Raw genomic sequence first — 15518 nt, 5'->3', positions numbered from 1 at the left:
ACCCAACGGATTTTAAGTCCGCAGCGTCTGCCAATTCCGCCACCTCGGCAACCTTTCAGGCATTTCAACCGTATTTATTCTATCATTTTTTCGCTCTTTTGTCAATACTTATTCGTTACAAGTTTCTAAAATTATCCTGTCTGAAATTAATAATGAATTCTTTTGGTGTTGAGTCAAAAATAATTTTACCTTCTTTTAATACTATGATTCTATTACATATATCAAGATATCTAAAAAGGTTTCTTGTTGCAAAAATTAAAACTCTATTTTGATTTATATCAGAAATCACATCTTTTATTTTTTTTAATAATATATCATCAATATGATCCAGAATAGAATCAAACATAAAAATGTTTGGATTTTGAGCTAAAGAAATAAATAAAAGCAATGATAATTTATCAGCACTTGACCAATTCGATAGATTGTTATAATATCTTAAACTTTTTAAATCTGCAAATTTCTCTATTAAATCTAATTTTTTTAATAAAGAAATATGTTCATATGATAAATTGTGTGGCGTAATACCCAAAGAGACTTTAAGTAATTCCTTCAAGGATATATAATTTAAATTTTGTAAGTACTGTGGTTCGGTATAAGTTATGTTACTCCTTAAATATTTTTTTTCCTGTTCTCTAACATCTTTTCCTCTATATTTTATATCTCCTTTTCCATAAACATTATTAAATAATTCTTCATTTAAATGCACAAAAGATCTTAATAATGATGATTTTCCAGAATTTCTTTCGCCGTAAATCAAGACAGATTCATTGTTATATAATTTTAAATTTATTGATTTTAATACTTCTTTATTATTCATATATAATGAAAAATTTTTTATTTCAATTATAGGCGGTTCACTATCATATACCATAAAATTCACCTATTGCTATTCAGTTTTTCTTTTTTGTTTTTATCATTTACGTTTTGAATGGAATTAAAAAACCTTTTTTTTGTAAAATCTTTTAACTCTTCCTCGTTTTCAATATCTTTAATCTGTTTTAAAAATTCATATTGTGATAACGTGTTGATTTTTCCATTTTTATATTCCATCAAAACACCTCCTTACTAAATAATAATACAAAAATATATACATGGTTTTGAAAAAATATTTATTTTACTGGCATTTTTTGTAAAATTTTTATTATTTCCCCGAGAAAATATAGAATTATTTTATGCAACTTGAATATTCATTTTTTTATATAAATAATTCATTAATAAACAATTACCATTATAAAATAATATAATTCCCATATTGTTTGGATTTTTTGAAAATAATATTTTATATAAGTTTGTATCAAATTTAAGATTTATATGGTTGACAAAATATAAAAGTTATTGTATAATATGAAAGGCTTGCCGAGGTGGTGGAATCGGCAGACACGCATGGTTGAGGGCCATGTGGGAATTTATCCCGTGCGGGTTCAAGTCCCGCCCTCGGCACCAATAAAAAAAGAAGGAACTTAAAAGTTCCTTCTTTTTTTATTAATTAATCTTTTTATGATTATCTTCTAAAACTATTTGTATATTCGTTTTAATCTTTAAAAAATGCATGAAAAATCGCTAAATCCACATGCTCTGAAGATGGAAAACGTTCTTAAATATATCATTTTATTTTTAATTACCCATTTTTTTTATGGAAGAACCCTTTTTATTTAAGTTTCTTTTATGATTTAATAAGACTACAATACCGCTTATTAACAATACATAATAGTAAGTTGTAAATCTCCATAAAACTATAACTGTTCCAATTCTTTCCTTTATTATAAAATCAGAAAATAAAAAATAAAATATTCCTTCAGCACCTCCAGAAGTTCCTGGCGTTGGAATAATAGAAGAAGTTATTTGAGTTATTAATGATCTAAAAACGAATTTTAATGATATGTTTTTATTAAATCCTTTTAGAATCACTGGCAATACTAGAAAAGAACATGAAAATTGAAATATACTCAAAACAAAAACCAGGATAATATTAATTAATCTCTTTGATTGTAACTTGAATGTTTCAATAAAACTTTTTACTTTGGATATTATTTCGTCAATATATTTTTCAGGATTTTTTAAGACACCGATTTTTTTTAAGATTTTTACAAAATATAGAGTGGTATTTATAGCAGCTTTTTGGTTTATTACATAAAAAATTATCAAAAAAACAGCTAATGAATTCAATAAAACTCCTAAAATAATACTTGAAGTAATATAAATAGAAAAATGAAAAAAAGAATATATCGTAGCTATGATACCTAAAATTGCCATACTAATTTGAAAAATAAAAGTTTTAAAAAGAATAACAGCTGTTGCTTGTCCAGGATCTATACCATATTTTGAAATATATATTATCTGAAATGGTTGTCCTCCAGTATAAAAAGGTGTTAAATAGCTGTAGAATTGTCCTATGAGAGTGAAATTTAAAGCCTGTTTTAAAGACACTTTTTGTAATAAAACTTTTATTACAAAACTTTCAATAAACCATTTTATAGTTATAATAAAAAATCCAAAAAATAAAAACCAATAATTATATCCTAAAAAAATCTGGATATTATTTACAAAATTTTTAACTCCTGAAATTAGTATAAATACAACTAATGTGCTTATTAATGCAAATAAAAATCCATATATGTATTTTTTTTTCATTTTAATATTTTAATTCAAACCCTTTTGTTTTTAGTTTGTTACTTATTTCTTCGCGAGATACTTTTTCATCGTCATAGGTTAATTCAACTGCCCCAAAAGCTTTTTCAACTTTAAATTTTATAATACCCTCAATACTTTTTAATATGTTTTCTATGATTTCAGCATCTTTTTCGTTCTTATATCCTTTTATCATATACATATTAAATGTTTTTGCCACTTTAATCACTCCTTTTTATATTTTTGAATATATCTCCAACTTTAATTTTTCTACCGTTATATGCATCTATTATTTTTACTGCTTTTTTTCCGGGAAATTGTATTTTGCCAATTTTTATGCTTCCTGAACCGACTGAAATTTCAGCACCATACTTATCAATTGATAGAACTTTTCCTGGAATATCATTTTTTGATGTTCCCAATGATGCATTAAATACTTTTACAATTTGTCCATTTAATTCGCATTTTGCCCCGGGAATAGGATCGTATGCTCTTATTTTATTAAACACTTTTATATTTTCATTATACCAATTTATATATGTATCTTCAATTGTTATTTTGCTTGCGTAAGTAGCTTCGTTATCATTCTGATATATCAGTTTCTTACTATATATTTCAAAATTATTTAAGAATTCAATTAATGATTCACTTCCGAGTTTGGCTAATCTATTATATACGCTCTCAAAATTATCTTCCATATAAATTGGAAGTTCTTTCATATAGGCAATTGGTCCGGCATCTAATTCTTTTACTATTTTAAAAATAGAAATACCAGTTTTTGTTTCACCGTTTTCGATGGCTCTCTGAATTGGCGCAGCGCCTCTATATTTAGGTAACAATGAAGCATGTACATTCCAACATCCAAGTTTAGGTAAATTAATAACTTTATCTTTTAATATTTTACCATATGCTACAGTTAATATAATATCAGGGCTTAATTTTTCCAGGGATTCGTATCCTAACTTTAAATTTACACTTTTAGGTTGAAAAACAGGAATATTATTTTCCAGAGCTATTATTTTTACTGGAGTTGGAATGAGTTTTTGACCTCTGCCTTTTGGTTTATCAGGTTGAGAAAAAACACCAACAACATTAAATTTATAATCTATTAATTTTTTTAAGTGAATAGCAGCAAAATCAGGAGTTCCCATAAATACTATTCTCATATATATCAATTTCCCCCATTTCTTTAGCTATTTTTCTTCCTTCTTTCATTAAATCTTTTATTTTACCTTTTAATTTTGCTTTGCTGGCTGTACTAACTTTATCTATAAACAATATACCTTCCAGATGGTCATATTCATGTTGAAATATTCTTGCAGGATATTCATGTAATTCTTCTTCTACTACATTTCCATTTTCGTCTATATATCTTACTCTTACGCCTTCAGGTCGTTTAACATTCAAAAAAATTCCTGGAATGCTTAAACACCCTTCTTCGAAAACAATTTCTTCACCTAAAAACTCTATAATTTCAGGATTTATAACCTTTCGTAATTTATTTCCATCGTCCATTATAAAAAATCTTTTGCTAATACCTATTTGCGGTGCGGCTAAACCAACTCCATCTTCTTTATACATCATATTTGTCATAATTTCTAAAAAGTTTCTAAAATTTTCATCTATGTTTTTTACATTGATAGCTTTTTTTCTTAAAATAGGATCACCAATTAATCTAACTTTTAAATTCATTTTTATCCTCCTAATTCTTTTAATTTTTTCATATAATCAAAATCTGTTAAAAAAGATTTTATAGGTGTTACTGAAACATAATTCTCTTTTAATACAAAATAATCTGAATCCAAATCTTCATCATCTTCAATTATTTCCCCTAACATCCAGTAATAAGTATTTCCATATGGATCTTTTCTTGGTTCAAAATAATCTCTATATCGTCTTTTACTCTGTCTGGTAATTTTAAAACCTTTTATTTCTGAATAGTCAACATTTGGTACGTTAATATTTAAAGCACTGAATTCAGGCATATCAAGAAAATTATGATTTTTTAAAAATTTTAAAAGAAATTTTGCTGCTGTTTCATAATTGGGATTTTGATAGTTAGCACTTGATATAGCTATTGATGGAAGACCATTTAAGGAACCTTCAAGTGCTCCCGAAACAGTTCCAGAATATAATAAGTCTGTTCCTAAATTTGGACCTTTATTTATTCCACTAATAACCATATCGAAATTAATATTTTTATATATTGCTTCTAACCCTAATTTCACACAATCAGCTGGAGTTCCATTTACAGCATAGCCTAAAAATTCATTGTTCAGAAAAATTTTTTTAGCCCATAAAGGATTACGAATGGTAATTGCATGACCGGTGGCGCTTCTTTCAACGTCTGGAGCAACAATATAAACATTATGCTCTTTTTCTAATTCTTTTTTCAAAATAAAAATACCTGGTGCCATAATCCCATCGTCATTTGTTACAAGAATATTCACAATATCACCTCATGTTTACAGTTTTAATAAAGAACTGTCAAATATAATTATTTTACTATATTATATCACTCTAAGTTTAAAAAACAGGATTAATTGCTTTAAACTTTGAAGAAATATTCTCAGATAAAATTAATGCATTATATTTAATTAAAACTGTTATTTATCTGACTTGAAATTTAAAAAAAAATATGATAATATCCAGATGCATTTTTCACCAGTTTATGATATAATATTTATTAGCAGTCGAAATTTTTATAGGAGGTGCTTTTGTGAAAAAGGTTTTTTTATTAATTATTTTTGCTATACTTAGTATAAGTATGTTTTCTCTTAATCCACTTAACATGGCTAATATAAAAGAGAATTATGTAACTTATATTGAGAAATATAATAGCCACTCTAATGATTTTCAATGGTTTTTTGAAGAATTGAAAAACATGGGATTGTATAAATTTTATAAGTCGCAGATGGTAGGGAGTGCCGAATATACGGATAGACCATCGTATATTCCAAAACATTTATCATCTATAGCAGAAGAACATAAATTTAAGTCTTTAGAAGAAGAAATTGCATTTGCCGGGTTCCTTGCTTATGTACAGAGTGATTTGGCCGGAAAAAACTTGAAAGAAGAAACAATTAGATCATTACCAGCGTTTTATTTGGCGTTAGAAAAGTATTCCACTTATTTACAGGATACAGGTTTTTTATATATAAAAAATGCCATTGCATATTCACTCGGTTTGGTTAAAGATTCTCCTAATAAGACTTTATTAAAAATAAAGATGAAAAATAGACGTGCAAAATTAGAATCTCCAGAATATTATATTTATGAAGGCAATCCCGATACTTTATTCGACAATATTATTTCTGAAAATAAAAAGATTCTCGAAGATGGAATAAAAGATATATCAAAGCTGAAAATCACTGGTGAAGATCTTGAAATAGAGATTGATGATCTGGCATCCAAAGTTTTATCCTTTGTGCCTGAAAAAATAAAAAAAGACACTCTTGAAATTATAAATATATTTTTAAACAATGCTGAAGTGAAAAAAAGTAAAGAGTGGATCAGATTTGTTGTATATTTGGCTTTGATTATAATTGTGTTTTTGTTAAAAAAGAACAATCTATATCAATGGGTATTTTTTGGAATAACTCTTAGTGAAAGCATATATATTTTAAATTATTTTGATTTTTCAAAAGATATAATTACTTCGTTTATATATGGATCTTTCTTGCTTTTAAGTTTCTCATTAATATTGGTTACAATGTTTTTTAAAGCTTTTGGGAGAAACGTTCCATTATTAAAAAGAATAATAAATGTTTCTTTAATCGTTGTAATTTTATTGCTAATGAATATGCCACTGTTCAAAAATGTTGAAGAAATTAGAATGGAAAATAATCCAGATTTTCATAGTTCTATAATGCAAAAAACGCTATTAAATGATATTTTAGTATACCCATACACTTTTGTAAATAAAGATGTAGCGTATATAGGTTCTCAATTATCTGCAGAGTATTCTTCAATAAGATATATATATAATTCTGCATTAAAGAAATTTTTAACCGATTCTGGAAAAAGTAAGATTTTAGACTATTTAAATTACGAAGATGGTAAAGTTAAAGTAGACTTATTGCTTCAAGGATTGCATATTGATAATTTTGAAACTTATACAAAATTAACAACAGAATTCAAAAAGATACTTGATGAATTTGAAAAAAATTCCGAAAAGAGATATAAAAATATAGAAAATGGTTTATTAGAGTATAATAAAAACGTTACGAATATTCTTAAGTATTCTGATGAGGAATTTAAAGAATTATTCAAAAACACTTTGGAAAAGAAATTGATAAAATCAAGCGTTTTAGTTAATTACAAACCAAAATTATTGTCTGTTTTTTCAGAAAAAACAAATACCAGTATAAATCTTAAACCAATTATTACTGATTGGGGTACAAAAGTATTATTGTTATTGATTTTAGGATTTTTATATTTCTTTTTGAACGACAAAATAAGATTCAAAATATTTGGTATAATTATAATGTTTATTGCATCTATAGCATCATTTATAAAACCAGAAACTATTCATGTTTTATCTGAATTTAAATATCCTGTATTAAATGCTCAATCATTCAATGTTAATATTATATTTGGTATTTTGATGTTAATTTTTACCGCTTTAAGCGGATTACAAATTATCAAATTCTATAAAGGGAGGTAAGGTTATGAAGAAAGCTGTACTTTTAGTTTTATTAATGGCATTGGTAGTTTCATCTTTTGCTTTCAAAGTTATTATGGTTACAGACGTAGGGGGTTTAGGAGACAAATCATTTAATGATGGTGCATGGGCTGGTGTATTAAGAGCTAAAGATAAATATGGTATAGATGCACAGGTTATTCAATCAAAAGAACAAAGTGACTATGTTGACAACTTATCAAATGCTGCTAAAGAAGCAGATGTTGTTATTGCTGTTGGGTTTATGATGAGTAATGCATTATTTGATGTTGCACCACAATATCCAAGCGTAAAATTCATAGGTATAGACATTGCTCCACCAGAAGGCGGAAATGTTCCTAAAAATGTTCAATTATATTTATTTAAAGAACAGGAATCAGCATTTTTTGTTGGTTATTTAGCAGCAGCTATGACAAAGACAGGAAAAGTTGGTTTCATAGGTGGTATTGCTATTCCTCCAGTAGAAAGATTTAGATATGGTTATGTTGCTGGTGTTAAAGCTTACAATGATATTTATGGAGAAAATGTAGAAATTGTTGTTGGATACACAGAATCATTTACAGATGCTGCAAAAGGTAAATCAATGGCATTAGCTCAATTTGCTGAAGGAGCAGATATAATATTTGCTGCAGCAGGAGCTTGTGGTAACGGTGTTATAGATGCTGCAAAAGAAAAATCATTAAAGGTATACGGTATCGATGCTGATGCAAATTTATCAACAGTTGTTGACAAATATTATGAAATGGGCGAAGGATTCTTTGCAATTGGTGTTGACTCAGATCAGGATTATATGGCACCAGGTTATGTTTTAGCAAGTGCCTTAAAAAGAGTTGACAATGCATCATATTATGGTGTAAGAGATGCTTACAGAAACAGATTTAAAGGTGGAGTTCAGGTATTAGGTGCTCAAGAAGATGGTGTAAGTTTATCACCAATGAAATATACAAAAGGTATGGTTCCTTCAAGAATTTTGGCTGAAGTTGAGTACTTAAATTATGCAATTAAAACAGGATTATTGGTTGTTCCTGATAATGAAAATGATTTAAACAACTTTACAGTTGATATTGAATTTCCATTTTAATTTAATTTAAAATACAGGGGCGGGGTATTCCCGCCTTATTTATAAATTTAAAACATTAATAATTTGTAAATATCGAAGCACTTCGATATTTACAAATTATTAATGAAATGTCAAAAATTAATATTAGTAGGATCAAAAAAACAGAGAAATAAATATGTTTATAAGGATAATTCATTAAATTAATTATATGAAAATAAATTAATAAAAACGTTATCTCTTTTCGCTTTGCGAAAACGAAAATGTTAGGAGGTGTAAAAGTTGAGTATAGATTTATCTTCTATAGATAAAAGGGAATATGCGGTAATTATGAAAGATATAGTAAAGCGTTTCCCGAAAGTTCTGGCAAATGATCATGTTAATTTTCTTGTTAAAAAGGGAGAAGTTCACTCAATTATCGGAGAAAATGGTGCTGGTAAATCAACTTTAATGAATCAATTGTATGGATTATACACACCAACATCCGGAGATATTTACATTCTTGGTGAAAAGAAAGTTTTTAAAGGTCCAGGTGATGCTATAAGGTCAGGTATTGGTATGGTGCATCAGCATTTTATGTTAGTCGATACCTTGACAGTTGCTGAAAATATTGTTTTGGGTTCTGAACCTAAAAGTGGAATGATTTTTGATTTAAAAAAGGCAAGAAAAGAAGTTAAAGAGCTTTCTGAAAAATATGGTTTGTTTGTAGATGTTGATGCAAAAATAGAGGATATACCGGTTGGTATGCAGCAAAGGGTTGAAATATTAAAAACAATATATAGAGGTGCTGAAATACTTATTTTAGATGAACCTACAGCTGTATTAACTCCACAGGAAACAGAGGAATTATTTGGAATAATAAGAAAATTAAAAGAAGATGGAAAAACCATTATATTTATATCACATAAATTACACGAAGTTATGGAAATAAGTGACAATATAACCGTTATGCGATTAGGTAAAGTAACAGGTAACGTTGCTGCAAAAGATACAAATGCCAGAGAGCTTGCCAATATGATGGTTGGTAGAGAAGTTGTGTTGAGAATAGAAAAGCAAGAAAAAGAACCTGGTGAAGTTGCTGTTGAAGTTGAAAACTTATGGGTAAAAGATAACAGAAATTTAGAAGCAGTTAGAGGTATAAGTTTTAAAATAAGAAAAGGTGAAGTGTTAGGAGTTGCAGGTGTTGCTGGTAATGGGCAAACAGAATTAGTTGAGGCATTAACAGGTTTAAGAAAAATAGAAAAAGGAAAATATTTGTATAAAGGTGAAGATGTTTCTAAAAAAACTGTTAGAGAATTAAGAGAAAGAAACATAGGTCATATTCCTGAAGATAGATACAAATATGCTATGGTAAAAGAATTTCCAAACTATTATAATTTAATTTTAGGAAAGCATTATGAAGAACCTTTCGCAAAAAATGGCTTTTTGAATCACGATATAATAAATAAAAATGCGGAAATTTTAATAAAAAGGTTTGATGTTAGACCACCTGATGGAACAATACCAACGGGGAATTTATCAGGAGGTAATCAACAAAAGGTTGTTATTGCAAGGGAAGTTAGTTTTAATCCGGAATTTATTGTTATTGCTCAGCCTACAAGAGGTCTTGATGTTGGTGCCATTGAATATGTTCATAAAGAAATATTAAATTTAAGAGAAAAAGATGTAGCTATACTATTAGTTTCTATGGAACTTGAAGAAGTATTATCTTTATCAGATAGAATAATAGTAATGTATGAAGGAGAAATAATGGGAGAAGTTAAACCAAATGAAGTAACAATAGAAGAACTCGGTTTAATGATGGCAGGACATAAAATTGAAGATATAAAAATTGAAGAAAAGCTGGCACATGGAGGGGATTCAATTGAAAATTAAACTCTCAAAGAAAACAATGAGTATTTTAGTTCCAATAACATCTGTAATAATAGCCTTATTTATAGCAGCAATCGTAATTTTATTAATAGGTAAAAATCCTTTAAGCGCTTATTGGGTTATGTTGCAGGGAGCTTTTGGAGGAAAGGCTGCATGGGCTGCAAATATTTCTAAGATGATGTCGCTTGTATTAACAGGATTAGCGGTTGGCTTTGGTTTCAGGGCCGGTATATTTAATATTGGTGCAGAAGGACAATTGATGATGGGGGCAATATTTGCCACATTTGTGGGTATAAATCTTGGTAATGTTTCTCCAGTTTTTGCAATTCCGATTACTATGTTAGCTGGTATATTGGGGGGAGCATTTTGGGCTTCAATTGCTGGTTATTTGAAAGCAGCTACAGGAGCACATGAAGTTATTACAACTATAATGCTCAACTGGATAGCTGTTTATTTAACAAATTATTTTGTTGTAGGACCATTGGCAGTTGGTCAAGGAGTTCCAAAATCACCAGAAATTGCTCAAAGTGCACAACTTCCACCATTAATGACAGTTCAGGCAAATACTTTACCTTCAGGAATTATTGTTTCTATTATAGCGGCAATATTAGTTTATATATTATTAGAAAAAACAACAACAGGTTATGAGGTAAAAGCTGTTGGTTTTAATCCTTATGCAGCTGAAGCTGGAGCTATATCTTTAAGTAAAAATATAGTTTTAACTATGGCTATTAGTGGAGCTTTAGCAGGTTTAGCAGGTTCTCTTGAAGTTATGGCAATACATCATAGAATTTTTGGAGATTTTAGTGGAGGTAAAGGTTTTGACGGAATTTCAATTGCATTAATAGGACAAAATAATCCTATTGGAATCATATTCGCAGCATTCTTAATTTCTTCATTAAGAACAGGTTCTAATGCAATGCAATTTGCAAAAGTTCCTGATGATATAGTTACTATAATTCAGGGTATAATTATATTCCTTGTTGCTGCTGATAGAATTGTTAGAACTCTGATAATGAAATTTGCATCTCCTAAAGGTGGTGAATCAAAGTGAATGTTTTTCAAGCTATAATTTATAGTTTATCGACACCTATTTTTTATAAATTGATGTTAATGAGTGCTACACCTTTAATATTTGCAGGATTGGGTGGAGTTTATAGTGAAATTACTGGTGTTACAAATATTGCATTAGAAGGTATAATGAAAATAGGAGCTTTTACAGCAGTTGTTTTCACATTTTATACTGGTGATCCATGGCTAGGATTGTTGGGAGCTATAATTTCTGGTGTAATGTTAGCCTGGATGCATGCTTACGTTTCAATTAGATGGAGTGCGGATCAAATAGTTAGTGCAACTGCTTTGATACTTATTGCAGGAGGATTATCAGCATTTTTAATGGAACCAATATTTGGCCATTCAGGGCAAACTGATTTTGTTGCAAAAATTCCTAAAATAAAAATACCAGCTATTCAGGATGTTCCTTTTTTCGGACAAATTTTCGATGAAATGAGCATATTTGTATATTTAGCTTTTATAGCAGTTGCTTTGAGCTGGTTTTTAATATATAAGACACCTTTAGGATTAAGAATGCGTGCAGTTGGGGAAAATCCAAAATCTGCAGATACACTTGGTGTAAATGTTTTTGCTATTAGATATTTTGGTGTATTGATGAGTGGTGTTTTAGCAGCATTTGCAGGTGCATATTTGAGTATAGGAGAATTAGGACAATTCCAGGAAAATATGCCAAGTGGTAAAGGATTTATAGCTTTGGCTGCTATGATTCTTGGTAACTGGAATCCAGTTGGAACAATGTGGGCTGCATTGCTATTTGGTGCATCAGATGCTTTAAATATCCAATTACAATCGATACTTGACATACCACCTGAAATGAAAGCATTGTTAAACTTATTACCATTTGTGATTACTATAATTGTTGTTAGTGGATTTGTTGGTAAAACAAGACCTCCAGCAGCAGATGGTATTCCATATGAAAAAGAATAGTTTTTTAATGTTATTTTTAATGTTAAAGGCCAATCGAATTTGATTGGCCTTTTTTTACATTTATCTTAATAAAACTGTAAATATCAAAAATAGATATTATGAAATTTTTATGATATAATTTGTTCGTAATACTAACAATAAGGAGGAGGCATATGACTTTTACAATTTCTCTTGCTCATTTTTTTGCTGATTTTTTTAATTCTTTTTTTAAACCTTTAGGGCCTTATTTTATTAATAAATTTAATATTGATAGTAGGACTTTTACAACATTAATTACACTAATTGGTGCATTTTCTTCAATTTTACAAATTTTTTTTGGTTTATATTTTGATAGAAGAAAAAGAGATGGAGTTTTTGTTGTACTCCTATTATTTATAGAAATTTTGTTAATTTCTTTAATTGGGTTTGTAAATAGCTTTTATGTATTATTGATTTTAATTTTCTTTATTAGATTATTTAATTCTGCTTTTCATCCGGTTGGTGCAAGTTTTGCTGGGAGGCAAAATAAAGGAACACATGTAGCTTGGTTTTCTGTTTTTGGAACATTTGGAGCAGCTTTAGGACCTGTTTTTATTACTACTTATGTTAAAATATTTGGAATAGACAAATTATATTATGTTGGTATTATTAGTGGAATATTATTGATATTCTTTTATAAAAAATTATGGAAATATGAAAAATTAGAAATTGCAGAAAAAAGGTTCCCTGCTTTGAAAGACGCATTAGTATTAATACCTGTATTTTTGATGGTTGCTTTAAGGGGATTTATTATGAATATTTTTCATACTTTTGTTCCGATTTATCTTAATCAAAAAGGGTCAGGATTAATAATTGGTGGTGCAACATTAACTATTGGTATGATTATTGGTATGTTTACAAATTATTATGGGACTTATTTAAGAGATAAATTTGGAATAAAATTTATTAATCTTATTGGTTTTTTAGGTATGGGAATTTCGGGGATACTTATGGTTCTTATGAACACTGAAATATTAAGAATTGTTTCTTTTTCTGCTTTTGATGCTTTTGGTTTTTTGACAATGTCTGCTAATTTGGTTGAAGCACAAATTTTAATGCCTAAAAATAAAAGTTTTGCTTCATCTGTCTCAATGGGATTTGCCTGGTCAATAGGTAATTTTATTTCAAGCGGATATTCTGCAATTTTTGGAAACAATGTTGGTTTTGTACTTTTAAGTATAAGTATATTTTCAATAATTCTTGGTATATCCTATCCAATATTTTATAAAAGAAAAACTAATATATAATAGTTGAAAAATTAAAAAAACTTTGATATAATCATTTTAAGTTGTGTTATTCTCTTGGAAGAGGAGGTTATTATCTTGACAAAAACTAAGAGGCTTGTTTTAAGTTCTTTGTTTATAGTTTTAAGTATTATTTTAACAAGACTATTATCTTTTAGATTTAGTTTATTTGGCGTAGAAAGTATAAGAATTGGTTTTGGAACTTTGCCAATTATGATCTCAGCCTTTACGCTTGGACCGGGGTACGGTTTTTTAGTTGGAGCTCTTGCGGACTTTTTTGGCTATTGGATAAATCCAATGGGTCCATATGTTCCTTATTTTACTATAACTTCAGGATTATATGGGCTTTTACCTGGTTTAGTTTTCTATTATTTGTTTAAAAAAGAAGTGAAATTCTGGAATTTTGCTATATCATATTTAGCTGGAGGAATAGTTGGAATTTCAATAACACCATACCTTATTCATTCCCTTTGGGGAGTTCCGTATGCTGTATTAATACCTCCAAGAATTGCATCTTTAGCTATAAAATTCTTTTTATATCCAATGATTATATCAATGTTATATAAAAGAGTTCCACAACTCGATCAAATAACCCATTCAACCATATAATTTGGAGGTTTTTATGTTTTTTGATGATTTTGATAATTTAGATGGAATCGAAGATTTTGATAAATTATTTGAAAAAATGAATAAAATAGAACAGCAATGTCCTGTATGTGTGCAATGTGGATACTGCTGTAAGCATACACCATGTTATTATGGAAAATGGAATGAAGAAAAAAATCAATGTGAATATTTAACAGAAGATAATAAATGTGCTAAATACAATGAAATTGTTGAATATGAAAGCAAATTAAATTTAAAAGTTAAAATGTTTGGAAGTGGATGTTGTTTAAATTATTTAAATCCTGTTAGATTGAATAAGCTTAAAAGGCTTAAAGAAAACAATGAGTCAATTTAATTGACTCATTGTTTTTTATTTTAATTTTCTTATTAATTTTATTGCATCCTGAGGACACACCTCATGACAAACATAGCATCTGATACACTTTGAATAATCAATAAATTTATCATTGTCAATATCAATTGCTTCTGCAGGACATCTAGTTTCACATAGTTTACATTCTACACATTTATTTTTATTTATTTTAGGAACTCTTTCGAAAATTCTTACTAAATTGGTTACAGTTTCAAAAATTGGTGCTGTCAAAGGTAATTTTATTCGTTCTCCTTCCCAATTTGATTCTATCTCGTAATGAGGAATCAAACCTCTCTTCATGGCTTCTTTTATAATATATACATACTTTTCTTTTATATTTAAAGATTTAATAATAGCATGATCAAGAGCATAAGCATTCTCCGAAACACCTAAAACATTAAAATATTTTTGAACACCATTTGCTGGGCCATTACCTTCCATTCCTAATATACCATCCAGAATATTCAATGTGGGTTTTACTATATTATGTATATCTATTATAACATTAGCAAAATTAGTATTTGTTTTGGCTCTAAAATGCCATGCGGATTTTTCTTTTCCAACAACACAACCAAATGTATTTTTCACTGCTAAAGTCATAATCATTTGTACATGCGTTTTTAATTTTGCTATATTTACAATCTTATCTGCTTCCAAAACTTTTTTAGATATCATAATTCCTTTAAAATTTTCGCCATCAATTTCTACTGGACTATCCAATTCCACAATAGGAACATCTAATTTTTTACAAACGTCATATATTCCATTTGCTTTAACAGCTTCCAGAGCAGTTCCAGTTGCAGGGCTATCTCCCAAATAAGGTTTTGTTCCAATATCAATTAAAAATTTTAATATAACCTCGACTATTTTGGGATGAGTTGTTATACCACTTTCAACACTTTTGGGAGATAACAAATTTGGTTTAACTAAAACTTTATCACCCTCACTAAATCTATCTTCATACTTTTTTAAAATAGGAATTAATACATCTTCTGCATTATCATAACTAACACATTTTTTTAAATATACTTTCATATA

The 15518-nt window shown here is 28.4% G+C and carries 16 protein-coding genes and 1 tRNA gene; 9 read left to right on the top strand and 8 right to left on the bottom strand.

Annotated features, from left to right (window positions below; genetic code table 11):
* Window positions 1–115 precede the first annotated feature (115 nt).
* Entirely contained in the window at window positions 116–871 is a 756-nt protein-coding gene (locus XO12_RS09540) for an ATP-binding cassette domain-containing protein (RefSeq protein WP_047266651.1), read from the bottom strand.
* Window positions 872–876: 5 nt separating this feature from the next.
* Window positions 877–1050, bottom strand: coding sequence for a hypothetical protein (locus XO12_RS09535; protein WP_156166195.1), 174 nt, complete (start codon window positions 1048–1050; stop codon window positions 877–879).
* A gap of 305 nt (window positions 1051–1355) precedes the next feature.
* On the opposite strand from XO12_RS09535, the gene XO12_RS09530 reads away from it, so the two are divergent.
* Window positions 1356–1443: transfer RNA gene (locus XO12_RS09530), tRNA-Leu, on the top strand.
* Between the two features lie 171 nt (window positions 1444–1614).
* On the opposite strand, the gene XO12_RS09525 is transcribed toward XO12_RS09530, so the two are convergent.
* Genes XO12_RS09525 through surE form a run of 5 tightly spaced genes read right to left on the bottom strand, consistent with a single transcriptional unit; the run spans window position 1615 to window position 5078 of the window.
* Complete coding sequence (locus tag XO12_RS09525; RefSeq protein ID WP_047266650.1) at window positions 1615–2631, bottom strand: lysylphosphatidylglycerol synthase transmembrane domain-containing protein; 1017 nt, start codon at window positions 2629–2631, stop codon at window positions 1615–1617.
* Window position 2632: 1 nt separating this feature from the next.
* Window positions 2633–2848 (bottom strand): heavy-metal-associated domain-containing protein, encoded by a 216-nt coding sequence (locus XO12_RS09520; RefSeq protein ID WP_047266649.1) that lies wholly within the window; start codon window positions 2846–2848, stop codon window positions 2633–2635.
* Between the two features lies 1 nt (window position 2849).
* Window positions 2850–3794: a methionyl-tRNA formyltransferase gene (fmt, locus tag XO12_RS09515; protein WP_175420190.1), complete on the bottom strand. Its 945-nt coding sequence runs from the start codon at window positions 3792–3794 to the stop codon at window positions 2850–2852.
* Window positions 3766–4320 (bottom strand): peptide deformylase, encoded by a 555-nt coding sequence (def, locus tag XO12_RS09510; protein ID WP_175420189.1) that lies wholly within the window; start codon window positions 4318–4320, stop codon window positions 3766–3768. The genes fmt and def overlap by 29 nt, the downstream gene beginning before the upstream one ends.
* Before the next feature lie 2 nt (window positions 4321–4322).
* Window positions 4323–5078: a 5'/3'-nucleotidase SurE gene (gene surE / locus XO12_RS09505; RefSeq protein ID WP_047266647.1), complete on the bottom strand. Its 756-nt coding sequence runs from the start codon at window positions 5076–5078 to the stop codon at window positions 4323–4325.
* Between the two features lie 269 nt (window positions 5079–5347).
* Between surE and XO12_RS09500 the strand changes: the two genes are divergently transcribed.
* The 8 genes from XO12_RS09500 to XO12_RS09465 all read left to right on the top strand — a co-directional run bounded on the left by XO12_RS09500 (window position 5348) and on the right by XO12_RS09465 (window position 14462).
* Complete coding sequence (locus tag XO12_RS09500) at window positions 5348–7294, top strand: hypothetical protein (RefSeq protein WP_047266646.1); 1947 nt, start codon at window positions 5348–5350, stop codon at window positions 7292–7294.
* A gap of 4 nt (window positions 7295–7298) precedes the next feature.
* Window positions 7299–8390, top strand: coding sequence for a BMP family protein (locus XO12_RS09495; protein WP_047266645.1), 1092 nt, complete (start codon window positions 7299–7301; stop codon window positions 8388–8390).
* A gap of 306 nt (window positions 8391–8696) precedes the next feature.
* The gene (locus XO12_RS09490; RefSeq protein ID WP_047264955.1) at window positions 8697–10241 is read left to right on the top strand and encodes an ABC transporter ATP-binding protein; all 1545 of its coding nucleotides are present in this window, start codon (window positions 8697–8699) and stop codon (window positions 10239–10241) included.
* A 16-nt stretch (window positions 10242–10257) separates the two neighbouring features.
* Complete coding sequence (locus tag XO12_RS09485; protein ID WP_368493439.1) at window positions 10258–11292, top strand: ABC transporter permease; 1035 nt, start codon at window positions 10258–10260, stop codon at window positions 11290–11292.
* A 53-nt stretch (window positions 11293–11345) separates the two neighbouring features.
* The gene (locus XO12_RS09480; RefSeq protein ID WP_175420193.1) at window positions 11346–12239 is read left to right on the top strand and encodes an ABC transporter permease; all 894 of its coding nucleotides are present in this window, start codon (window positions 11346–11348) and stop codon (window positions 12237–12239) included.
* A gap of 152 nt (window positions 12240–12391) precedes the next feature.
* Window positions 12392–13504 carry an MFS transporter gene (locus XO12_RS09475; protein WP_175420188.1) on the top strand — a complete coding sequence of 371 codons (1113 nt, stop codon included), beginning with the start codon at window positions 12392–12394 and terminating at the stop codon, window positions 13502–13504.
* A 75-nt stretch (window positions 13505–13579) separates the two neighbouring features.
* Window positions 13580–14110, top strand: a complete 531-nt coding sequence (locus tag XO12_RS09470; RefSeq protein ID WP_047264751.1) for a folate family ECF transporter S component — start codon at window positions 13580–13582, stop codon at window positions 14108–14110.
* A gap of 13 nt (window positions 14111–14123) precedes the next feature.
* Entirely contained in the window at window positions 14124–14462 is a 339-nt protein-coding gene (locus tag XO12_RS09465) for a hypothetical protein (protein ID WP_175420187.1), read from the top strand.
* A 15-nt stretch (window positions 14463–14477) separates the two neighbouring features.
* On the opposite strand, the gene XO12_RS09460 is transcribed toward XO12_RS09465, so the two are convergent.
* The gene (locus XO12_RS09460; RefSeq protein WP_084822569.1) at window positions 14478–15515 is read right to left on the bottom strand and encodes a DUF362 domain-containing protein; all 1038 of its coding nucleotides are present in this window, start codon (window positions 15513–15515) and stop codon (window positions 14478–14480) included.
* Between the last annotated feature and the right edge of the window lie 3 nt (window positions 15516–15518).

Origin of the sequence: Marinitoga sp. 1154, from assembly GCF_013363285.1 — a bacterium.
GTDB lineage: Bacteria > Thermotogota > Thermotogae > Petrotogales > Petrotogaceae > Marinitoga.
This window is presented reverse-complemented; position numbering and strand designations above follow the sequence as displayed.